Source organism: Cupriavidus sp. IK-TO18, from assembly GCF_015549295.1.
GTDB lineage: Bacteria > Pseudomonadota > Gammaproteobacteria > Burkholderiales > Burkholderiaceae > Cupriavidus > Cupriavidus oxalaticus_A.
On the sequence record NZ_JADGMP010000005.1, the window covers coordinates 201,315 to 222,331 of the forward strand.

The 21,017-nt window shown below is 68.5% G+C and carries 21 protein-coding genes and 1 pseudogene; 6 read left to right on the plus strand and 16 right to left on the minus strand.

Translation table 11 applies throughout. From position 1 onward, the window contains the following. Positions 1 to 2 precede the first annotated feature (2 nt). A complete protein-coding gene (locus IPF36_RS03375) occupies positions 3 to 581 on the minus strand; it encodes an ATP-binding protein (RefSeq protein WP_135705675.1) in 579 nt (192 codons plus the stop codon). Between the two features lie 136 nt (positions 582 to 717). On the opposite strand from IPF36_RS03375, the gene IPF36_RS03380 reads away from it, so the two are divergent. Beyond that, positions 718 to 1,158 carry a bacteriohemerythrin gene (locus tag IPF36_RS03380; protein WP_133092394.1) on the plus strand — a complete coding sequence of 147 codons (441 nt, stop codon included), beginning with the start codon at positions 718 to 720 and terminating at the stop codon, positions 1,156 to 1,158. Positions 1,159 to 1,183: 25 nt separating this feature from the next. On the opposite strand, the gene IPF36_RS03385 is transcribed toward IPF36_RS03380, so the two are convergent. Next, the gene (locus tag IPF36_RS03385) at positions 1,184 to 1,561 is read right to left on the minus strand and encodes a cupin domain-containing protein (RefSeq protein WP_133092393.1); all 378 of its coding nucleotides are present in this window, start codon (positions 1,559 to 1,561) and stop codon (positions 1,184 to 1,186) included. Between the two features lie 16 nt (positions 1,562 to 1,577). Next, entirely contained in the window at positions 1,578 to 2,423 is an 846-nt protein-coding gene (gene trxA / locus IPF36_RS03390; RefSeq protein ID WP_133092392.1) for a thioredoxin, read from the minus strand. Between the two features lie 199 nt (positions 2,424 to 2,622). Between trxA and IPF36_RS03395 the strand changes: the two genes are divergently transcribed. Further along, positions 2,623 to 4,338, plus strand: coding sequence for a long-chain fatty acid--CoA ligase (locus IPF36_RS03395; protein ID WP_135705674.1), 1,716 nt, complete (start codon positions 2,623 to 2,625; stop codon positions 4,336 to 4,338). A 64-nt stretch (positions 4,339 to 4,402) separates the two neighbouring features. On the opposite strand, the gene IPF36_RS03400 is transcribed toward IPF36_RS03395, so the two are convergent. Together IPF36_RS03400 and IPF36_RS03405 are read right to left on the minus strand one after the other, a co-directional pair. Further along, a complete protein-coding gene (locus IPF36_RS03400) occupies positions 4,403 to 5,200 on the minus strand; it encodes an ankyrin repeat domain-containing protein (RefSeq protein ID WP_135705673.1) in 798 nt (265 codons plus the stop codon). 17 nt (positions 5,201 to 5,217) lie between these two features. Then, positions 5,218 to 5,997: a gamma-glutamylcyclotransferase gene (locus tag IPF36_RS03405; RefSeq protein ID WP_135705672.1), complete on the minus strand. Its 780-nt coding sequence runs from the start codon at positions 5,995 to 5,997 to the stop codon at positions 5,218 to 5,220. Positions 5,998 to 6,264: 267 nt separating this feature from the next. Between IPF36_RS03405 and IPF36_RS03410 the strand changes: the two genes are divergently transcribed. After that, entirely contained in the window at positions 6,265 to 6,585 is a 321-nt protein-coding gene (locus IPF36_RS03410) for a hypothetical protein (RefSeq protein WP_133097387.1), read from the plus strand. Positions 6,586 to 6,665: 80 nt separating this feature from the next. Here the strand turns inward: IPF36_RS03410 and IPF36_RS03415 are convergent, their stop codons facing one another. The 7 genes from IPF36_RS03415 to IPF36_RS03445 all read right to left on the minus strand — a co-directional run bounded on the left by IPF36_RS03415 (position 6,666) and on the right by IPF36_RS03445 (position 11,247). After that, complete coding sequence (locus IPF36_RS03415; protein ID WP_018008195.1) at positions 6,666 to 7,013, minus strand: FKBP-type peptidyl-prolyl cis-trans isomerase; 348 nt, start codon at positions 7,011 to 7,013, stop codon at positions 6,666 to 6,668. A 73-nt stretch (positions 7,014 to 7,086) separates the two neighbouring features. Continuing rightward, positions 7,087 to 7,635 (minus strand): YaeQ family protein, encoded by a 549-nt coding sequence (locus tag IPF36_RS03420; protein WP_195427359.1) that lies wholly within the window; start codon positions 7,633 to 7,635, stop codon positions 7,087 to 7,089. A gap of 154 nt (positions 7,636 to 7,789) precedes the next feature. Next, complete coding sequence (locus tag IPF36_RS03425) at positions 7,790 to 8,098, minus strand: hypothetical protein (RefSeq protein WP_133097388.1); 309 nt, start codon at positions 8,096 to 8,098, stop codon at positions 7,790 to 7,792. Positions 8,099 to 8,197: 99 nt separating this feature from the next. Continuing rightward, on the minus strand, positions 8,198 to 8,797 hold the full coding sequence (locus tag IPF36_RS03430; protein ID WP_195427330.1) for a YceI family protein: 600 nt from the start codon (positions 8,795 to 8,797) through the stop codon (positions 8,198 to 8,200). A 2-nt stretch (positions 8,798 to 8,799) separates the two neighbouring features. After that, positions 8,800 to 9,183 (minus strand): MAPEG family protein, encoded by a 384-nt coding sequence (locus IPF36_RS03435; protein ID WP_133097389.1) that lies wholly within the window; start codon positions 9,181 to 9,183, stop codon positions 8,800 to 8,802. A gap of 70 nt (positions 9,184 to 9,253) precedes the next feature. Then, the gene (locus IPF36_RS03440; protein ID WP_195427331.1) at positions 9,254 to 9,490 is read right to left on the minus strand and encodes an RNA-binding S4 domain-containing protein; all 237 of its coding nucleotides are present in this window, start codon (positions 9,488 to 9,490) and stop codon (positions 9,254 to 9,256) included. Continuing rightward, entirely contained in the window at positions 9,490 to 11,247 is a 1,758-nt protein-coding gene (locus IPF36_RS03445) for a glutamine--tRNA ligase/YqeY domain fusion protein (protein WP_135705670.1), read from the minus strand. The genes IPF36_RS03440 and IPF36_RS03445 overlap by 1 nt, the downstream gene beginning before the upstream one ends. Positions 11,248 to 11,506: 259 nt before the next feature. Between IPF36_RS03445 and IPF36_RS03450 the strand changes: the two genes are divergently transcribed. Further along, positions 11,507 to 12,943 carry a CoA transferase gene (locus IPF36_RS03450; RefSeq protein ID WP_135705668.1) on the plus strand — a complete coding sequence of 479 codons (1,437 nt, stop codon included), beginning with the start codon at positions 11,507 to 11,509 and terminating at the stop codon, positions 12,941 to 12,943. Here IPF36_RS03450 and IPF36_RS03455 read toward each other — a convergent pair. The 4 genes and pseudogenes from IPF36_RS03455 to IPF36_RS03470 form a co-directional block, all read right to left on the minus strand. After that, positions 12,940 to 13,556: pseudogene (locus tag IPF36_RS03455) on the minus strand (pyridoxamine 5'-phosphate oxidase family protein). The gene IPF36_RS03450 and the pseudogene IPF36_RS03455 sit on opposite strands and share 4 nt — an antisense overlap. Before the next feature lie 61 nt (positions 13,557 to 13,617). Next, on the minus strand, positions 13,618 to 14,478 hold the full coding sequence (locus tag IPF36_RS03460) for a PhzF family phenazine biosynthesis protein (RefSeq protein WP_195427332.1): 861 nt from the start codon (positions 14,476 to 14,478) through the stop codon (positions 13,618 to 13,620). Between the two features lie 191 nt (positions 14,479 to 14,669). After that, entirely contained in the window at positions 14,670 to 16,295 is a 1,626-nt protein-coding gene (gene ggt, locus IPF36_RS03465; RefSeq protein WP_133097394.1) for a gamma-glutamyltransferase, read from the minus strand. 71 nt (positions 16,296 to 16,366) lie between these two features. Further along, complete coding sequence (locus IPF36_RS03470) at positions 16,367 to 17,344, minus strand: tripartite tricarboxylate transporter substrate binding protein (protein WP_195427333.1); 978 nt, start codon at positions 17,342 to 17,344, stop codon at positions 16,367 to 16,369. A 167-nt stretch (positions 17,345 to 17,511) separates the two neighbouring features. On the opposite strand from IPF36_RS03470, the gene IPF36_RS03475 reads away from it, so the two are divergent. Both IPF36_RS03475 and katG read left to right on the plus strand, forming a co-directional pair. Continuing rightward, positions 17,512 to 18,396: a LysR substrate-binding domain-containing protein gene (locus IPF36_RS03475; RefSeq protein WP_135705664.1), complete on the plus strand. Its 885-nt coding sequence runs from the start codon at positions 17,512 to 17,514 to the stop codon at positions 18,394 to 18,396. Between the two features lie 355 nt (positions 18,397 to 18,751). Further along, a complete protein-coding gene (katG, locus tag IPF36_RS03480; RefSeq protein WP_135705663.1) occupies positions 18,752 to 21,016 on the plus strand; it encodes a catalase/peroxidase HPI in 2,265 nt (754 codons plus the stop codon). Position 21,017: the final 1 nt, after the last annotated feature.

Genomic DNA, 21,017 nt, shown 5'->3' on the forward strand with positions numbered 1-21,017 from the left:
GTTCAGGCGCTCAACGCGCGCAGCAGGCCGTCGACCTCGGCCTCGCCCGGCGCCAGGTTGTCGAAGAAGATCAGTTCGGGATATTCGTCCGCGGCCGGCATGAAGCGCCGCGTGCGGTACGCGTCCCAGTGCTGCAGCTTGTAGGCGTCGTTAGGGTTGCCGCGCCGGATGATGCGCGCGTGCGCTTCGTCTTCCGGCAGGTGCACCCAGACGATGCGGACGGTGGTTCCTTGCGGCACCTGCAGCCATTCCGGATCGTTCAGCAGGTGGGCGCGAATCTCGCGCGACAGCGGGCCGATCACCAGTACGCTGATGCCCAGCGCCAGGTTTTCCCGCGCGGTATCGAGCAGGCCCTGGTATTCGGGGTCGCGCAGGTTGTCGAGGTAGGCCGGGCTGTCGCGGTCGTTGGGGTCGCCGGTGATCGCGGCCATGGCAGCGGCGCTGTAGCGGCCGTACAGCGTGTCCTTGTCGAGCAGGCAGAAGGGCTCGCCGGTGGCCTGCATCAGCGGGCCGATCAGGCGGTGGGCAAGGCTGGTCTTGCCGGTGCCGGCATGGCCGCAGAAGAAGATCAGTCGTGGCATGTGCGATAAAGGTGGCGGGCGGGGCGCATACCCCACAGCATACCCGCCCGGCTTGCGCAAGATCAGATGCGGGCCGCGGCGATTCGGTATCCTTGCCGTTTCCCACACGATTTCCCCACGATTGCCGCCGCTCCCCATGGACGCCAAAGACCAGCTTTCCTCCGCCGGCCTGCCCGAAGACCTCCATCTCGGCGAACCGGTCACCGATGCCACCCACGCCGAGTTCGTGCAATTGCTGGCCGCGGTGGCCAGTGCCGACGATGCCGGCTTCCTGGCCGCGATGGACGAGTGGATCGACCATACGCGCCACCATTTCGCGCAGGAAGAACAGTGGATGGAGGCGATGGGTTTCGGCCCGCGCCATTGCCACGCGGGCGAGCACAAGCAGGTGCTGGCCGTGGCCGTCGCCGTGCGCGACAAGGTCCGGACCGACGGCGAATTCGGGCTGGGCCGCCGGCTGGTGTCCGAGCTGTCAGGCTGGTTCGACCATCACGTCAAGTCGATGGACACGATGATGGTCGAGCATATGCGCGAGAACGGCTTCACGCTGGTGGAAGGGCCGGCTGAGGCGGCCTGAATCCCCGAAGCCGGCCGAAGCCAGGTCAGGCAGGCCGCGCCGCGTCGCGGTCGATCACCACGAAATACTTGCGCACCGGCTCCAGCACCTGGAACAGGCCGGTGAAGCCCGCCGGGATCACACAGGCGTCGCCCGGGCCGAACTCGCTGGCCTGGCCGGACTCGTCGCTGATGCGGATGCGGCCGCTGATCACATGGAAGAACTCTTCCTTGCCCGCCGGGAAGGCGATGCGCCACGCGCCGGGCTCGCAGGCCCAGATACCGCAATCGAAATCGCCGTGTTCGGCGCTGTAGTGCGTCCAGGTGGTGCGGTCGGGGTTGCCCGACACCAGGCGGTCGGGCCGCGGGCGGTCGTGGGTCGGGGCGGGTTCGGTCCTGAAATCGATCAGGCGGGGCGTGGACATGGCGCCTGGCTCCCGCTCAGTTCAGCGACGTGCTCAGCTGGCGGCGCCAGCGCGACACCACTTCGGGCCGGTCGGCCAGCATCTCGAATACCGACAGCATGGTCTTGCGGCCGATATCGTCCTCGAAGCCGCGGTCGGTGCGCACGATCGCCAGCAGCTGCTCCAGCGCCGGCTCGTATTGCTGGCGCGCGATCATCAGCCGCGCCAGGTCCAGCCGGGCCGCCAGGTCGCGCGGATCGGCGGCGATGCGGCCGGTGAGGGTGGCCTCATCGGGCAGGCCGGCGGCGTTTTCCATGGCTTCGATGCGCGTGCGCAGGGCGCCGTAGCCATCTTCATGCTCGGCGCGCGGCGAGAGCGCCGCGAATTCCGCCCTGGCCCGGTCGACGGCGTTGCCGTCCAGCAGGAAGCCGATATAGGCCAGCCGCGGGGCGTCGGATTCCGGGTCCGCGGCAATCGCGTCGGCGAACAGGGTCTCGGCGCCGTCGCGGTTGCCGGCGGCGGCCAGTTCCTGCGCCTCGGCCAGCGGCGACCTGGCCTGGCCCGGCGCCAGCCGGCCCAGGAACTCGCGCAGCCCCGATTCCGGCAGCACGCCGGTGAACTGGTCCACGGCCTGGCCGTCGGCGATCGCCACCACATGGGGGATGCTGCGCACGCCGAAATGCGCGGCCAGCTCCTGGTTCTCGTCGACATTGACCTTGACCAGTTTCCAGCTGCCTTCGGCTTCTGCCTCCAGCCGTTCCAGCATCGGGCCCAGCGTGCGGCAGGGGCCGCACCAGGGCGCCCAGAAATCGACCAGCACCGGCGCCTGGTGCGAGGCGTCGATCACTTCGGTCTCGAAATTCTGCAGGTTGACGTCGCTCATGAACAATCCTGGAAAGAGGCGGAGATCCCTCTATTGTGAGGGCGAAGGCGCCAAATACAACGGCTGCCCGTTGTGTTCGGCCGTAGCCGCTCGCCGGCGTCCGGGAAAGTCACCGGTTGAAAATAGAACGATCGTTCAGTTATAGTCCTTGACCATACCGACAGACCCGGTCCGAAGACCGACGCACAGGAGACGTTTCATGCAGAACCCAGCTCGCCCGCATTTCCAGTTCTGGCCAAGGCGCCTGCCGACCGCCATCGTGCTGCCCGAGACGTCGCTCTGGTACAACCTGGAAGTGTCCGCGCTGCGCTATGCCGACAAGGCGGCGATCCGCTATTTCGGCAACGCCATCACCTTCCGCGAACTGGAAGCGCAGGCCACCGCGCTGGCCGGATGGCTGCAGCAGAAGGCGGGTGTGAAGAAGGGCGAGCGGGTGCTGCTGTACATGCAGAACTGCCCGCAGTTCATCATCAGCTACTACGCGATCCTGCGCGCTGACGCCGTGGTGGTGCCGGTCAACCCGATGAACCGCGCCGAGGAGTTCAAGCACTACGTCACCGATGCGCAGGCGCGCGTGGCGATCTGCACCGCCGACCTGGCCGCCGGCGTGGACCAGGCCGTGGCGGAACTGGCGCCGGCCGAGCGCCTGCAGCACCTGCTGGTGACGCAGTACGCCGACGCGCTGCCGCCCACGCACGAGCACCCCGAAGACGCGCCGCCCGCGTGGCTGACCACGCCGCACGCGCTGCCCGCCGGCGCGACCGCATGGGCCGAGGCGCTGGCCGCAGGCCTGCAGCCGGGGCCGCATACTGCCGGGCCCGACGACATGGCGGTGATGCCGTACACCTCCGGCACCACCGGCTTTCCCAAGGGCTGCATCCATACGCACCGCTCGGTCATGCACAACATTGTCGGCGGCGCGACCTGGTCGGGTTCGGGCGCCGAGTCGGTGATCCTGTCGGTGCTGCCGCTGTTCCACGTCACCGGCATGCAGTACGGCATGAACGGCCCGATCTACAGCGGCGCCACCGTGGTGATGCTGCCGCGCTGGGACCGCGAGGTGGCCGGCCGCCTGATCTCGCGCTACCAGGTCACGCACTGGACCAATATCCCGACCATGGTGATCGACTTCCTGGCCAGCCCCAACCTGGCGCAGTTCGACCTGTCGAGCCTGCGCTATATCGGCGGCGGCGGCGCGGCCATGCCGCAGGCCGTGGCCGAGCGCCTGCGCGAGCAGTTCGGGCTGCACTACCTGGAAGGCTACGGCCTGTCCGAGACCATGGCGCCGACGCACAGCAACCCGTCGGACCGGCCCAAGCTGCAGTGCCTGGGCGTGCCGACCTTCAACACCGACGCCCGCGTGATCGACCCGGTCACGCTCAGGGAACTGCCGCCCAACGAGATCGGCGAGATCATCGTCAGCGGCCCGCAGGTGTTCAAGGGCTACTGGGGCAAGGAAGACGCCACGCGCGAGTCCTTCATCGAGTTCGAGGGCAAGACCTTCTTCCGCACCGGCGACCTCGGGCGCATGGACGAGGAGGGCTACTACTTCATCACCGACCGCCTCAAGCGCATGATCAACGCGTCGGGCTTCAAGGTATGGCCGGCCGAGGTGGAGAACCTGCTGTACAAGCATCCCGACGTGCAGGAGGCCTGCATCATCGGCACCCGCGACCCGTACCGCGGCGAGACCGTCAAGGCGGTGGTGGTGCTGCGCGCCCATGCCAAGGGCAAGACCACGCCGGACGAGATCATCGATTGGGCCAAGGAGAACATGGCCGCGTACAAGTATCCGCGGGTGGTGGAGTTCGTGGACGCGCTGCCCAAGTCGGGGACCGGCAAGGTGATGTGGCGGCAACTGCAGGAGAGCGAGAACGCGCGAGCCGTGGCAGAGCAGAAGCCCGCGGCGGCCTGATCTGCGCCGCCAGCCTATGCCCGGGGCGGGTTCCCATTGCTGGCGAACCGCCACGGGGCGAGGCTCAATGCCCCCGCACTCGCATCAGCATCTTCACCATCGTCTTGTATCCCCGCTCGCGGGCATGGCGGGTCGGCGTCACGCCTTCGCGGTCGGCCAGGTTGGCGTCGGCGCCGGCATCCAGCAGCAACTGCACTGTTTCCTCGTAGCGCGTGCTGCCATCGCCCAGCACCACCGCTTCAAGCAGAGCCGTCCAGCCCAGGTTGTTGACGTGGTCGACGGCAATGCCCGCTTTCAGCAGCAGCTTCACCACTTCCACATGGCCCTGCTGGCTCGCGCCGATCAGTGCGGTGCCGTCGTAGCGGTCGGTGCTGGCCAGGTCCGCGCCATGCGCCAGCGCCAGCCGGACGATCTCGGCCTGGCCACTGGTGGCGGCCAGCAGGAACGGGCTGTTGGCGTCGGCGTCCTTGTGGTTCACGTCCGCGCCGGCCAGCATCAGCATCCGCGCGACTTCGACGTGGCGGCTCTGCACGGCGGCCAGCAGCGCGCTGCGCCCGCGTTCGTCGGCAGCGCGCGCGGTGGCGCCCGCGGCCAGCAGGCGCGCCACCATGTCCTGGTCGCCGATGCTGGCGGCGGTGATCAAATTGCGGTCGAGTGCGCTCAGGCCGTCGCTGCGCAGCGGTGCGCGCGCCGTGCCGCGCGGCTGCGCGGCGCCGGGCTGGCTGGCGCCGCCGGCCCCGGGCCGTGCCGCCAGGGTCTGGCCGCCCTGCGCCGCCAGCAGGCTGCCCCCCACCAGCAAGCCCATCAGGCCCAGCATCTCGTTGAGTACCTGTCTGCGGCTGCGGGCGGCGGGGCGCGTCATGGCGGGAACTCCTCGGCTCAGACGGTTTCGCGAGGCCGGTCCGGCAAGGGCGGGACGTCGTCCGTGCGGGTGCCGGCCGCGCCAGCCTGGGCGGCGGCGCTTTCGGCATCGGCCGCATCGTCCGCCTGGAGCTGGCGCCACAGCCGCCCCAGATAGGGGTCATCGACGCCGTTGGTGGCCAGCCCCAGCAGGGTTTGCTGCAGGTATTCGCGCGCCGGGCCGTACAGTCCGGCGGCGTGGCGAAGCCGCTCGACCACGCTGGTGTCCGGCAGCCGGCCGGCGTAGGACTCGTGCGTGCGGTTCATGACGAAGGCCAGGGCGCGTTGCCCGGGGCCCTGATCGCCATCGGCGCCGGTGCGGATGCGCAGCCAGCGCGGGTGGTACGCGCCGGTCAGCATCTCGCGGCGCCACAGCACGCGGAATTCCTGCTCGACCACGTGGCTGGGGATGCGGAACACCATGCCGTGGCAGCAGCCACCGCGATCCAGGCCCAGTACCAGCCCCGGATTGTCCCAGGTGCCGCGGTTGATGCGGGAGTAGAGGTAGAAGCCGCGGTGGTAGCCATGCACGGTCGCGCGCCGGCGCTCGGTGTGCACCACCATCGGGTTCCAGATCAGGGAGCCATAGCCGAACACCCAGACATCGCCGCCGAGCGCGGGGTCTTCGGGCTTGCATGCCAGCGCGTCGCAGAGGGACTGCTCCAGCACGTGCTCGGGCAACAGCGAGGACGCGACCGGCGTACTGCACAGCGAGGTGCGCAGCCGGTCGGATTCGAGGTCCTGTCGCGTAATGGCCATGCTGCAAGCATAAATCAAAGCTGCGTCCCGGGCAGGTGGGGAAAATGACATAACTGCCAGTTTTTCCCGGAAATGCCTGAGCCGGCGGCAGCGTTGTGGGCGCTGGACAACGGTCGCGGCCGCGTGGCGGCCTTGCTACCCGGCGTGATGCCGGATCGATGCATGCACGCGCACGCTTGTCCGCCGTCAGCCCGGAGCGTTTTGCTGGCCCGCGGTGGCGGGCAGTCTTTACAATGGGAGCCTCAATCCGACCAGGAGGAACCTGCGATGGCGCGTACGCTTACGGTGGTGTTCGGCAGCGGCAAGGAGTATGACTTCACGATCGGCGCGGACGAGCTGGCCGCGGTCGGCGAGGATGCGGCGTGGCGCTGGTTCGACCGGGAGTACACCGAACTCGATTGCCAGGCGTCGAGCCCGGTCGGCAAGGTGCTGGTGATCGACAAGATCCTGAACGTCGCCAAGTTTTCCGGAGAAGCGCGCTTCTCCGGCGATCCTGCCTGGGCGCAGGACTATGCGCGCCATGCGGCGCGTCTGCTGGACCGCGACAAGGTCCGCGTCGATGTCGGCAATGCCGCCATCGGTTTCTGAGTCCGCTGAGTCCGCTAACGAGGCGCGCGGCGCGCGCCCGTTTTGTCGCTCCCGCCCGCGCGGGAGCGACGTGGCGGCGATCAGACCGCCAGCAGTTCCACTTCAAACAGCAGCGTCGCGTTCGGCGGAATCACGCCGCCAGCGCCGCGCGCACCGTAGCCGAGGTCGGCCGGGATCACCAGGCGGCGCACGCCGCCGACCTTCATGCCCTGCACGCCTTCGTCCCAGCCGCGGATCACGTGGCCGGCGCCCAGCGGGAACACGAACGGGTCATTGCGGTCCTTGCTCGAATCGAACTTGCGGCCGGCCTGGCCGTTCTCGTACAGCCAGCCGGTGTAGTGCACGGTGACGTGCTTGCCGGCGGTGGCTTCGGCGCCAGAGCCGACGGTGGTGTCTTCGTATTGCAGGCCAGAGGGCGTGGTTTGCATGGTGATTTCCTTCCGATGAAAACTGGCAGGGACCAGTCGAGGTGAATCGGGAGCGCGGCGGTGGCCGCCTCGTTCAATCCTGGGCGCGCTGCAGCACGTCCAGTCGCAGTTGCACGTTGCGGTCGTCGTCGGCGACCCAGATATCGCCGTCCTGGATCGTCACCGACAGGCGCATCGCGCGCTGCGCCAGCGCGGCGAGCGCGTCGACCGCTTCTGTCGGGACATTGTAGACGGTGACGTTGCGCAGCTTGCCGGCCTTGCCCGCCATGCCCTTCCACCACTCGCGCGCGCTGGCGCCGCTGTAGGTGTACACGGTCACGCGCTCGGCGCGGGCGGCGGCGCGCTTCAGGCGCGCTTCGTCGGGCTGGCCCAGCTCGACCCAGTGGGCGATATCGCCGGTCAGGCGCTTGTCCCACAGGTCGGGCTCGTCGGGCTCATCCAGGCCGCGGGTGAAGGCCAGCGACTCGGTGGCTTCGCAGGCGAAGGCGAGCACGCGCACCATCATGCGCGCGTCATTCTCGGACGGATGCTGGGCGATGGTGAGGCTGTGGCTGCCGTAGTAGGGCCGGTCCATGTCGGAGACGGCCAGCTCGGCTTTGAAGATGGTGGACTTGAGCGCCATGAAGTGAGGTGTGCGGCTGCGTCCGGGCGCGGTGGCGCGGTACGCGAAAGGCCGCATCATACGCGATTCGGCGGCGCCGCCGTATGCGCGTGGGCAGGGCAAGGTGGGCCAGCCGGCACAAATGGCCGGCCAGGGACGCGGCTGGGGAACGACCTCAGCGCTTGCGGTATTCCTTCAGGTAGAAGCGCAGCAGCGCCGACAGCAGCAGCGTGGCCAGGAAGCCGGCTGCCACCACCAGCGCCTGGCCGGCATCGGTATCGAGCTGGCCGGCCACACCGAGGCGGAACAGCCAGGTGCCGACCATCATCGCCAGGAACGGCATCAGCAGGGCGCCGCGGCCGTAGGTGCGCACCGCCCACAGCGGGAAGCGGCGCAGGAATTCGCCCGGAATGCTGCACAGCAGGCAGGCGCCAGCGGCGGCCAGGGCGGCTGCGACGATGTCGCCGGAATGGATCTCGAACATGGTCTCTGTCTCGCGTTGCCGCACACGCGGCGGCGTGGCAGGGATTGAGCAAAGCGCTGATTCTACAAGAGAAAACTGCGCCGGAGGTGACGCGTTGGGCTAGCGCGCGGGGCTGGCCGCCGGCGATGCCTCTATCGCCACCTGAAGCGTCACGATGTCGCCCGCATCGGGCAGGAAGCGGGTCATGCCGAAGGCACTGCGCGGGACTTCGGCGCGGAAGTCGCCGCCGCACACCTGCCGCGCCACGCCGAACATCGTGACCTCGCCGCAGCGGAAGCGCTCGGCCTGCAGCCGCACCGGGTGGGTGACGCCGTGCAGGCTCAACTCGCCCTCGACCGCCACAAGCCGGCCGCCGTCGCTGATAAAGCGATCGGCACGCAGCCGCGCCACGGGAAACTGCGCGATATCGAAGAACTGTGCCGAGCGCAGCACGCCGTCGAGCGTGCGGTTGCCGGTGTCGACCGAGGCCAGGTCGACGGTCACGTCGACCGCGCCTGCACCGCTGTCGGCATCATAGACGATGCGGCCGTCGATCTTGCCGAAGCGCCCGCGCACCGAGCTGCGCTCGAAATGGCTGGCGCCGAAATAGACGGTGGTGTGGACCGGGTCGAGCGTGTATTCCACCGGTGCAGCGCCGGCGCCGGCGCTGCACAGCATGGCGATCGCAACGGCTGCCAGCAGGCGAACGGCTGCCGACATGGCTAGTGCACGAACACCGGCAGCAGGAAAATCCCCACCACCGACAGGTACCCGATGGTCCAGCATAGCGTGCGCAGCGTGGCCCGGTCGGTCAGGTAGCACACGGTGTAGAGGATGCGGGTGAGGATGAAGACCATCGACAGTTCGTCGATGCGCGCCTGCGGCGCTTGCAGGAAGCTGGCGGTGAGCACCGCCGCGGCAAAGAAGGGGAAGGCCTCGAAATGGTTGCGGTGCGCCAGGTCGGCGCGCCGCGCGCGCCCGGTCTGCTTGTCGAGCCAGCCGCGCGGGTCATGGTTGTCGAAGCCGGGCGCGCTGGCCTTGGCGATGGCTACCGTGGCGAGCGGCAGCACGCCGGCCAGCAAAACGCACCAGAACGCGATCGGCATGGTTTCGGTCCTTTCCGTTGCAGGGCCGCAGCCGCAGCAGCCGGGGCGGCCGCTGCGGCCGGTAGCGCGGTCAGGCGGCGACCACGCGGATCTCGATGCCCGCCAGGCCCACCACCTGCCCGGCGCGAATCTTCGCAGTCTTGCGCGATTCGGGCGCGCCGTCCACCGAGACTTCGCCGGAGGCGACCAGCGCCTTGCCGGCGCCGCCGCTGTCGCACACGCCAGCCAGCTTGAGCAGGTCGTTAAGGGCGATGAACTCGCCCTCGAGCGGGAAGGTGATGGTCTGCACCGGAGTTGCCTTGCCCATCACTTGCCCCAGCTGTCCTTCAACCCGACGATGCGGTTGAAGACCGGCTTGCCCGGCTGAGAATCATTGCGGTCGGCAACGAAGTAGCCGTGGCGCTCGAACTGGAACCGGTCTTCCGGCTGCGCCTCGCGCAGGCCCGGCTCCAGGTAGGCTGTGACCACCTTCTTGGAATCGGGATTGAGCGCGTCCAGGAAGTTCTTGCCGCCGGCGTCCGGGTTGGGGTCGTTGAACAGGCGGTCATACAGGCGCACCTCGGCCTCGTAGCCGTGCGCGGCGCTGACCCAGTGGATCACGCCCTTGACCTTGACGCTGTCGGCGCCCGGCGTGCCGCTCTTGGTATCGGGCAGGTAGTTGGCATGCACGGCGACGACGTTGCCGTCGGCGTCCTTGTCCACGCCGGTGCACTCGACCACGTAACCGTATTTCAGGCGCACCTTGTTGCCCGGGAACAGGCGGAAATAGCCCTTGGGCGGGGTCTCGTTGAAGTCCTCGCGCTCGATCCACAGTTCGCGCGACAGCGGGAACACGCGCTTGCCCAGTTCCGGCTTCTTCGGATGGACCGGGGCCGAGCATTCCTCGCTCTGGCCTTCGGGGTAGTTGTCGATGACCAGCTTGAGCGGGTCCAGCACGGCCACGCCGCGCGCGGCCCGGCCGTCCAGGTCGTCGCGCACCGCGCCTTCGAGCGTGCTCATGTCGATCCAGCTGTCGGCCTTGGCCACGCCGACGCGGTCGCAGAACAGCTGGATCGATTCCGGCGTATAGCCGCGGCGGCGCACGCCGACCAGCGTGGGCATGCGCGGGTCGTCCCAGCCGTCGACACGGTTCTCGTCGACCAGCTGCTTGAGCCTGCGCTTGCTGGTGATGGCGTAGGTCAGGTTCAGGCGCGCGAACTCATACTGGTGCGGCAGCGGGTCGCGGAACACGCCGGCGTCACGCAGGTGCTCCAGCACCCAGTCATACAGCGGGCGGTTGTTCTCGAACTCCAGCGTGCACAGCGAGTGCGAGATATTCTCCAGCGCGTCCGAGATGCAGTGGGTGAAGTCGTACATCGGATAGATGCACCACTTGTCGCCCGTGCGGTGGTGATGCGCGTGGCGGATGCGGTAGAGCACCGGGTCGCGCATCACGATGTTGGGCGCGGTCATGTCGATCTTGGCGCGCAGCACGTGCTCGCCGTCGCCGTACTTGTCGGCGCGCATGTCGCGGAACAGCTGCAGGTTTTCCTCGACGGTGCGGTCGCGGTAGGGCGAGGGCTTGCCCGGCTCGGAGAAGTTGCCGCGGCTGGCGGCGATCTGTTCGGCCGACTGGCTGTCCACGTAGGCGGCGCCGCGCTCGATCAGCGTCTCGGCAAAGGCGTAGAGCTGGTCGAAGTAGTCGCTGGCGTAGTACAGGTGCGGCTGCTTCTGGCCGTCCTTGCCTTCGCTGTCCCAGGAGAAGCCGAGCCAGTGCACGGCGTCGATGATCGAATCGACGTATTCGGTGTCTTCCTTGACCGGGTTGGTGTCGTCGAAGCGCAGGTGGCAGCGGCCGCCATAGTCGCGCGCCAGCCCGAAGTTCAGGCAGATGCTCTTGGCATGGCCGATATGCAGATAGCCGTTGGGCTCCGGCGGAAAGCGGGTGATGACGGTCGGCAGCGGCTCGCCTTGCTTGTCCTGGCGGCCGGCATAGGTGCCGGCGGCGAGGTCCTGGTCGATGATGCTCCGCAGGAAGTTGGAGGCGGCTGGGGTGCTGTCGGTAGGCTTGTTGTCGTGGCTCATGGTGGCGCCGGTTGGCCGGCCGGATGGATCGACGGGTTGGATCGATACGGTGGCCGGTCGGGTCGTCAGATTGCGTGGCGGAATGCCAATACCGGGATTTTACCGTGCCGGCGGCGCCGCACGCGGTGAGCATCGGCTCATTTATGGTTTGTCGGTTGCCGGCGCCGGTTGGCCGCACCGAAAGTGACGCGTCGGAGTAGCATGGAGACCCGTGCCGGCCGGCCACGGCCGCCAGTCCTTCACCGCAGCAGGAACGCCCATGAACGCCCACACCGATGCGGCACAAGTGCCGCCCATGCCCCACGATGTCGTTGCCGCGCTGTGGCGCGATGCCGGCCTGCCCGCGGAGGCGCTGGCCCATCTGCGCCTGGACGGCGCCGAGCCGGTGCTGCCTTCAAGCTTTGCCGTGGGGACCGCGGCGCAGGCCAGCCTGGCCGCGTCGGCGCTGGCCGCCGCCACGCTGTGGCAGGGCCGCAGCGGCCGCTGGCAGGACGTCAGCGTCGACATGCGCCACGCGATCACCGAGTTCCGCAGCGAGCGCTACCTGCGCGTCGACGGCGGTCCCGCGCCGGAGCTGTGGGACAAGATTGCCGGCACCTACCGCTGCGGCGACGGCCGCTGGGTCCGGCTGCACACCAATTTCCCGCATCACCGCGATGGCGTGCTGCGCCTGCTGGGCTGCGCCTATGACAAGGCGGCGGTGCAGGCGGCGCTGGAAAAGTGGGAAGCCGAAACGTTCGAAACCGCCGCGTCCGACGCCGGCCTGGTGGTCGCTGCGCTGCGCAGCTTCGACGAATGGGACCGCCATCCGCAGGCCGCGGCGCTGCGCGGCCTGCCGCCGGTGACGCTCGAGCGCATCGGCGATGCGCCGCCACAGCCATGGCCGGCGCCAACGTCTGCCGATGCGCGGCCGCTGTCGGGGGTGCGCGTGCTCGACTTCACCCGCATCATCGCCGGCCCGGTCGCCGGGCGCACGCTGGCCGCGCATGGCGCGGACGTGCTGCTGGTAACCTCCGCGCACCTGCCGTCGATCGCGCCGCTGGTGATCGACACCGGCCGCGGCAAGCGCAGCTGCCAGCTCGACCTGCGCGACCCTGATGACAAGCGCACGCTGCACAAGCTGCTCCACGGTGCCGACGTGATGGTGCAGGGCTACCGGCCCGGCGGCCTGGCCGAGCTGGGCGTGGGCGCGGAAGCCGCGGCGCGGGCGCGGCCGGGCATCGTCTACGTGTCGCTGAGCGCGTATGGCCACGTGGGGCCGTGGGCGCACAAGCGCGGCTTCGATTCGCTGGTGCAGACCGCCACCGGCTTCAACCACGCCGAGGCCGAAGCGGCCGGCAGCGACACGCCGCGGCCATTGCCGGCGCAGGTGCTGGATCATGCCGCGGGCTACCTGCTGGCATTCGGCGCGATGGCCGCGCTGCACCGGCGCGCGCTGGAAGGCGGCAGCTGGCACGTGCGCGTGTCGCTGGCCCAGGTGGGGCAGTGGCTGCGCGGGCTGGGGCGGGTGCCGCAGGGGCTGAAGGCGCCCGAGCAGAAGATCGACGATGTCGCCGACCTGCTCGAAGCGGTGCCGTCCGGCTTCGGCATGCTGACCGTGGTGCGCCACGCGGCGCTGCTGTCCGGGACGCCGGCGCGCTGGACGCTGCCGTCCGAGCCGCTCGGCACGCACGCGCCGGAGTGGCTGCCGCGCTAGTACAGAGTATTACGCTGCCGTTCGGGCAGCTCGCGGTCATAGGCGGCGCCGTCGATGGCGTTCTCGCTCAGCGTGGCCAGGATCTTGCCGTTGCTCGGCAGCGTCTGCCGTGCGACCTGCGCGTCCGCGGACCACAGGCGCGAGCGGATCAGCGCGCGGGCGCACTGGAAGAACACCGACTGCACCGTGATCACGAGCACCGTGGTCGGTGCCTTGCCGTCGACCACGCAGCGCGCGATCAACGCCGGGTCGACGCTGATCTGCGCGGTGCCGTTGACACGGATGGTCTCGTTGACGCCGGGGATTACGAACAGCAGGCCGACGCGCGGATCGGCCACGATATTGCGCAGGCTGTCGATGCGGTTGTTGCCGCGCCGGTCGGGCAGCAGCAGCGTGCGCTCGTCCAGCACCTGCACGAAACCGGGCATGTCGCCGCGCGGCGAGCATTCGGCCCAGTCGTCGGCGACGGTCGACAGCAGGCAGAACGGTGCGGCCTCGATAAAGGCGCGGTATGCGGGTGCAGGTAGTCAACTTCCTTGGACAGCGAAGGTGCCGCGGGCTGGGCGTAGAGCGCTTCCAGTTCGGCCAGGGAGGTGATGGCGTGCGAGGTCATGGCGGGGCGGTTGGCGGGGCAAGCGACAATGTAGCGCAGCCGGCGGCGCTGCGCAGGGCGGTCAGAGTGTCACGGTGCCGCGGCCAATCTCCAGCACGCGGCCGCCCACGCGGATCGCGCCGTCCGTGCCGACCGACAAGCGCAGCCGGCACGGGCGGCCGACGGCCTCGCCCTGGTCGATGATGTATTCCGCCGGCAGCGCGCGGCTGGTGGCGAGCAGCCAGCCACCGAGGTTGGCGCAGGCCGAGCCCGTGCCCGGATCCTCGGCCACGCCGCCGCCCTGCTTGGCGAAGAAATAGCGCGACAGCACGCGGCCAGGCTGTTCGGGATCGAAGGCGAACACGTACGCGGTCTTGCGGCCCAGGCTGCTCTGCGGCCAGATGTCGAGCCGCGCGCTGTCGGGATTGGCGCGTCCCACGGCATCGGTGCTGTTCACGGCCACCAGCAACTGGTCGGCGCCGGTGTCGACCCACATCGGCGACACCAGCAGGTCGCTCTCCTGCAGGCCGAGCAGGCTTGCCATCCCGGCATCGGGCAGGCCGGCCGGGGCGGTCTTCGGCATGCCGCTGTGCGGTGCGGTGAAAGTCCACACATCGCCCTGCGCCGTCACCGGGACCACGCCGGCGAGGAACTCGAGCGTCAGCGTGTCGCCGGTGCCGGCCAATTCGCGCACCACGTGCGCGGTGCCCAGCGTGGGGTGACCGGCGAAACGCATCTCATGGCCGGGCGTGAAGATGCGCACACGCGCGCTGGCATTGTCCGACGGCAGAATAAAGGTGGTTTCCGACAGGTTGAACTGCAGCGCAAGCGCCTGCATGGTGGCCTCGTCCAGGCCGCGCGCGTCTTCGAACACGCACAGGGGATTGCCGCCGAAGGTAGATTCGGCGAAGACGTTGAGCAGGCGGAAGGCGTAGGTGGGCATGGTGCGGGCTCCGGAAGCATCCGAGCAGTGTACGGAGGCGGAGTCGGTGCGCCATGCACAGTTGGCGGGGTTGTGGGCGGGCCAGTTGCGGGGTTTGCTCCCCTCTCCCGCGTGCGGGAGAGGGAGAACACCTTGCTTAGGCTAGCTCGGGCGGCTTGGGTGCACCCAAAACCGTTGGCTTCGTTGGTGGCTCAGAACCCCACCGCCTGCCCGTCGCGCCGGCTGTCGCTGGCGGCCACGTACCCTTGCTCCGGATCGTCCGACAGGCGCCAGATAAACTGGCCCGAGCCAAAGTCCATGTACGGGTCTTCCACCGACTTCAACTGGTGCCCGCGCGCCTTCAGCCCTGCGACCGTGGCCGGGTCCATGGTGCCTTCCACGTCCAGCGTGAAATCGCGGTTGACCTTCCAGCGGGGCGCGCAGCATGCGGCCTGCGGCTGCTGGTTGTAGTCCAGCATGCGCACCACCGTCTGCAGGTGGCCCTGCGGCTGCATGTCGCCGCCCATCACGCCGAAGCTCATCACCGGATGGCCGTTTTTCGTCAGGAAGGCCGGGATGATGGTGTGGAACGGGCGCTTGCCGCCGGCCACGGCGTTGGCGGACCTGGGATCCATCGAGAAGCCCACGCCGCGGTTCTGCAGGCTGATGCCGGTGCCCGGCACCACCACGCCAGAGCCGAAGCCCATGTAGTTCGACTGGATGAACGAGACCATCATGCCGCTCTCGTCGGCGGCGGTCAGGTAGATGGTGCCGCCCACCTTGGGCATGCCGAAGTTGAAATGCGTGGCGCGCTGCATGTCGATCAGCCTGGCGCGCGATTTCAGGTACGCGTCATCCAGCATCTGTTCCGGCGTGACTTCCATGCTGCGCGGGTCGGCCACGTAGCGGTACAGGTCGGCGAAGGCCAGCTTCATCGCTTCGATCTGCAGGTGCTGCGAATCGACGGAGTCGACCGGGATCGAGGCCATGTCGAACTGGCTGAGGATGCCCAGCGCCACCAGCGCGGCAATGCCCTGGCCGTTGGGCGGGATCTCGTGCAGTTCGTAGCCGCGGTAGGCCTTGCTGATCGGCTTGACCCAGTCGGGGCGATAGTTGCGCAGGTCGTCAAGCGTCATCGCGCCGCCGCACTGCTTGCTGAAGGCGGCGATCTTCTCGGCGATCTCGCCTTCGTAGTAGGCGCGGCCGCGGGTCTCGCCAATCTTGCGCAGCGTCTCGGCGGCAGCCTTCATGGTGAACTTCTCGCCGACCAGCGGCGCGCGGCCATTGGGCATGAAGGTCTCGGCGTAGCCCGGCTGGTCCTTCAGCTCGGGCACAGCGGCGGCCCACTTGTGCGCCACCACGGGCGGCACGGCGTAGCCACGCTCGGCGATCTCGATCGCCGGCTCCATCAGGTCGGCGAACGGCAGCTTGCCGAAGCGCTCGTGCATCGCCGCCCAGCCGGCGATCACGCCGGGCACGGTGACCGAGTCCCAGCCGCGGATCGGGCGGTTGGCCAGGCCGTTGGCGTCGGTGCCGTACTTGTTCCTGAAGTACTCCGGGTTCCAGGCGGCCGGGGCCACGCCGGAGGAGTTCAGGCCATGCAGCTCCTTGCCGTCCCACAGGATGGCGAAGGCATCGCTGCCCAGGCCGCACGATACCGGCTCGACGATGGTGATCGCGGCCGCCGCGGCGATGGCCGCATCGACGGCATTGCCGCCCTTGAGCAGCATGCGCAGGCCGGCCTGCGCAGCCAGCGGGTGCGAGGTGGACACCACGTTGCGCGCAAACAGCGGGATGCGCACGGAGGGGTAGGGGTTGGTCCAGTTGAAGTTCTGCATGGCTTTGTCTGTCGTTTCAGGAAGCGGCCGGGCCGTGGTGGGCGCCGGCAGCGTTGGCACTCGCGGTGCCGTTATTCTGCCGTGATCTTGCGATCCCTGATCAGCTTGCCCCAGCGGGCGCTGTCCTTCTTCACCATGGCGGCAAACTGCGCCGGCGTGCCGCCGACCGGCTCGGCGCCCAGCTTGCCCAGTCGTTCCCTGACCTCGGGCGACTGGATGGCGTTGTTGAACTCGGCATTCAGGCGATTGACGATGTCCGCCGGCATCCCCTTGGGCCCGTAGATGCCGAACCACGTATCCGACTCAAAGCCGGGCAGCCCCGACTCGCTGGCCGTGGGGATCTCCGGTGCCAGCGGCGAGCGCCTGGCGCTGGTCACCGCCAGCGCCTTGAGCTTGCCGTCCTTCACATGCGGCAGCCCCGAGACGATGCTGTCGAACAGCACCTGCACTTTGCCCGAGATCAGGTCGGGCACGGCCAGCGCGGTGCCGCGGTAGGGGATATGGGTGATGAACACGCCGGCCTGCGCCTTGAACGCCTCGGCGGTCAGGTGCACCACGGTGCCATTGCCGCTGGAGGCGTAGTTGAGTTCGCCGGGATGCTTCTTGGCGTAGTCGACCAGTTCGCGCACGTTCTTCACCGGCAGGCTGTTCGGCACCACCAGCACGTTGGTGGCGATCGCCACCTGGCCGATGGGGGTGAAGTCGGTCTCGGTGTTGTACGGCAGGCGGGTGTTGATGTACGGGCCGATCGAGTGCGTGCTGGTGGTCGCGATCAGCAGCGTGTAGCCGTCCGGCGCGGCCTTGGCCGCCATGTCGGAACCGATCGCGCCGCCGGCGCCCGGGCGGTTGTCCACCACGATCTGCTGGCCGATGTCGGTGCCTACCTTCTGGGCGATGGCGCGCGCCAGCAGGTCGGTCGCGCCGCTTGCCGGGAAGGGCACGATCAGGCGGATCGGCTTGCCGGGATAGTTGTCGGCCAGTGCGGGCGTCGTGGCCAGGCACATGCCACAGGCAGCGGCGATGCCGGCGAGGCGCAGCCAGGATTTCATGCTTGTCTCCGGAGTCAGGCTTGGGGCGGGCATACAGCGGGCAAGGATTGATGAGCCCGCTTAATTATTCCGTGCCGCCGGTCACAAAGAAAGCTAATATTTCTTTCCAATGTCACAAGGAAAATTTAAGTATCGACGCAGCTTTGCAGCATCGCGCACGGGCACCGATGAGCACTATCCGATTCCTTCGTACCTTCGTTTCCGTAGCCGACCAGGGCTCCTTTGCCGCAGCCGCCGGCCAGGTGGCCCTGACCCAGGCCGCTGTCAGCCTGCAGATGCGCGCGCTCGAAAGCGAACTGCGGCGTGAATTGTTCGACCGCAACGGCCGCGTCGCGGTGCTCAATGCCGATGGCCGCGCGCTGTTGCCGCAGGCGCGGCGCCTGCTCGCCCTGTACGAAGAGATGCGGCTGCCGCTGGCATCGGACCAGGCCATGGCCGGTGCCGTGGCCGTGGGCGCGGTGGTGTCGGTGATGGGCGGCCTGTCGCACGCGGTGGCCCGCATGAAGCGCACCTACCCGGCGCTCGACGTGCGCCTGGTCGGCGCCAAGTCGATCGAGCTGGCGGCACAGGTCGAGGCCGGCGAGCTCGACGCGGCGATCCTGGTGGAAGGCGCCACGCGGATTCCCGGCACGCTGCGCTGGACGCCGCTGTACCAGGAGCCGCTGGTGGCGATCGCCGCACGCGGCAGCCCCGGCCGCGATGCGCGCGAGGCGCTTGCCGGGAATCCTTACCTGCGCTTCGACCGCAGCCAGCGCACCGGCGTGCTGGTCGAGCGCGCGCTGCGCCGCGCGCACCTGAAGGTCAACGAGTTCCTCGAGCTGAACGCCATCGAGGCGCTGGTCGAGCTGGTGCGCCAGGAGGTGGGCGTGACCGTAGTGCCGCTGCTGCGGCGCGCGCGCTGGCACGACGACGAGGCGCTGCGCATCCTGCCTCTGCTGGTCAACGGCGAGCCGGTCATGCGCCACATCGGCATGCTCGAGCGGCGCGACCACGGGCGCGGGCAGGTAACGGCGGCGGTGCGGGCGGCATGCAGCGAACTGTTTGGCGCCTGAGTGGCACCAGAAGCCGGTCGCCATGGCGCCATAAGCGCGGTCTATCGGCCAGATAGACAGAATCGCATTCTCCTCGGGCCGAGCTGTGCATATATTTTGGTTGCGGACAGCCGCTGCGGAAGTCAGACAGCGCGGCTTCGCCCTGCGCGCGCCCCGATCGTCACGCCGGTGCGCGCCCGCGCGCGTCCGCGCACCGGCGGCAACCAGCCGGCTTGCGTTGCAAGAACGTCCGGCGAGTCGTGCCGGAGCGGGAATCTTCGAAGTCAGACAGCTATTCGGGCAATAACAGCAATCGAGCGACCGCTGACGCCATCGCGGCAGGCGTATGCAGTACGTCCCCCTAAGGAGAGAACGTATGTCTAACGAAGCAAAGTGTCCCTTCACGCATACCGCCGGCGGCGGTACGACCAATCGCGAGTGGTGGCCAAAGCAATTGCGGCTGGACCTGCTCAGCCAGCATTCCGGCAAGTCCAACCCGCTGGGCCCGGACTTCAACTACCGTAAAGCGTTCAAGGACCTGGACCTGGCCGCGGTGAAGAAGGACCTGGCGGCGCTGATGACCGACTCGCAGGACTGGTGGCCGGCGGACTTCGGCCACTATGGCCCGCTGTTCATCCGCATGGCCTGGCACGCCGCCGGCACCTATCGCATCGGCGACGGCCGGGGCGGCGCAGGGCGCGGCCAGCAGCGTTTCGCGCCGCTCAACAGCTGGCCGGACAACGTCAGCCTGGACAAGGCGCGCCGGCTGCTATGGCCGATCAAGCAGAAGTACGGCCAGAACATCTCGTGGGCCGACCTGCTGGTGCTGACCGGCAACGTCGCGCTGGAGACCATGGGCTTCAAGACCTTCGGTTTCGGCGGTGGCCGCGAAGATACCTGGGAGCCTGACGGCGACGTGTACTGGGGCGACGAAAAGACCTGGCTCGGCGGCGACCTCCGCTACGGCAAGGGTGCCGCGGGTAAGTACGACGACGCCGGCGTGCTGGTTGCCGACGAGGACATGCATGGCGCCGAGGCCAGCCGCACCGACCACGGCCGCCACCTGGAAAACCCGCTGGCAGCCGTGCAGATGGGCCTGATCTACGTGAACCCGGAAGGGCCGGAAGGCAACCCGGACCCGCTTGCCGCGGCGCACGATATCCGCGAGACTTTCGCGCGCATGGCCATGAACGACGAGGAAACCGTTGCGCTGATCGCCGGCGGGCATGCCTTCGGCAAGACGCACGGTGCCGGACCGGCGGACAACGTCGGCGCTGAACCGGAAGGCGCGGATCTCGAGCTCCAGGGCCTGGGCTGGTCGAGCAGCTTCCGCACCGGCAGGGGCGCCGATACCATCACCAGCGGGCTGGAGGTGACCTGGAGCAAGACGCCGACGCAATGGGGCAACAGCTACCTGGAAAACCTGTTCGGCCATGACTGGGAACTGACCAAGAGCCCTGCCGGCGCCAACCAGTGGGTGGCCAAGAATGGCGGCGAGACCATCCCGCATGCGTACGATCCGTCCAAGAAGCTGCGGCCGACGATGCTGACCACCGACCTGTCGCTGCGCTTCGACCCCGAGTACGAGAAGATCTCGCGGCGCTTCCTGGAGCATCCCGACCAGCTTGCCGACGCCTTCGCCCGCGCGTGGTTCAAGCTGACCCATCGCGACATGGGTCCGCGCGCGCGTTACCTGGGCCCGGAAGTCCCGCAGGAAGATCTGCTCTGGCAGGACCCGGTGCCGAAGGTTGACCATCCGCTGGTCAACGACCAGGATGTCGCCGCGCTCAAGCAGAAGGTGCTGGCTTCGGGCCTGCCGCTGTCGCAACTGGTGCAGACCGCGTGGGCGTCGGCATCGAGCTTCCGCGGTTCGGACAAGCGGGGCGGCGCCAATGGTGCGCGCATCCGGCTGGCGCCGCAGAAGGACTGGGCCGTGAATGAGCCCGGACAACTGGGCAAGGTGCTCAAGGTCCTCGAAGGGATCCAGGCCGAATTCAATGGCGCGCAATCCGGCGGCAAGAAGATCTCGCTGGCCGACCTGATCGTGCTGGCCGGCGGCGCGGCCATCGAGCAGGCGGCGCAGAAGGCGGGGCACAAGGTCACCGTGCCGTTCTCGCCGGGCCGCACCGATGCGTCGCAGGAACAGACCGACGTGGATGTAATGGCCGCGCTCGAGCCGAAGGCGGACGGGTTCCGCAACTTCGTCAAGGCGAAATACAGCATCCCGCCGGAGCACCTGCTGGTCGACAAGGCGCAGCTGCTGACGCTGACCGTGCCCGAGATGACGGTGCTGATCGGCGGCCTGCGCGTGCTGAACGTGCATACCGGATCCGATGCGCATGGCGTCCTGACTGACCGCCCGGAAACGCTGACCAACGACTTCTTCCGCAACCTGCTCGACATGCGTCTGGAATGGAAGCCGCTGTCGGACGAGCGCGAGTTGTTCGAAGGGCGCGACCGCAAGACCGGCGACAAGAAGTGGACCGGCACGCGTGTCGACCTGGTGTTCGGCTCGAACTCGCAGTTGCGCGCGCTCAGCGAGGTCTATGCCAGCGAGGATGCGCAGGAAAAATTCGTCAGGGATTTCGTCGCGGCCTGGGCCAAGGTGATGAACCTCGACCGCTTCGACCTGCTGGATTGAC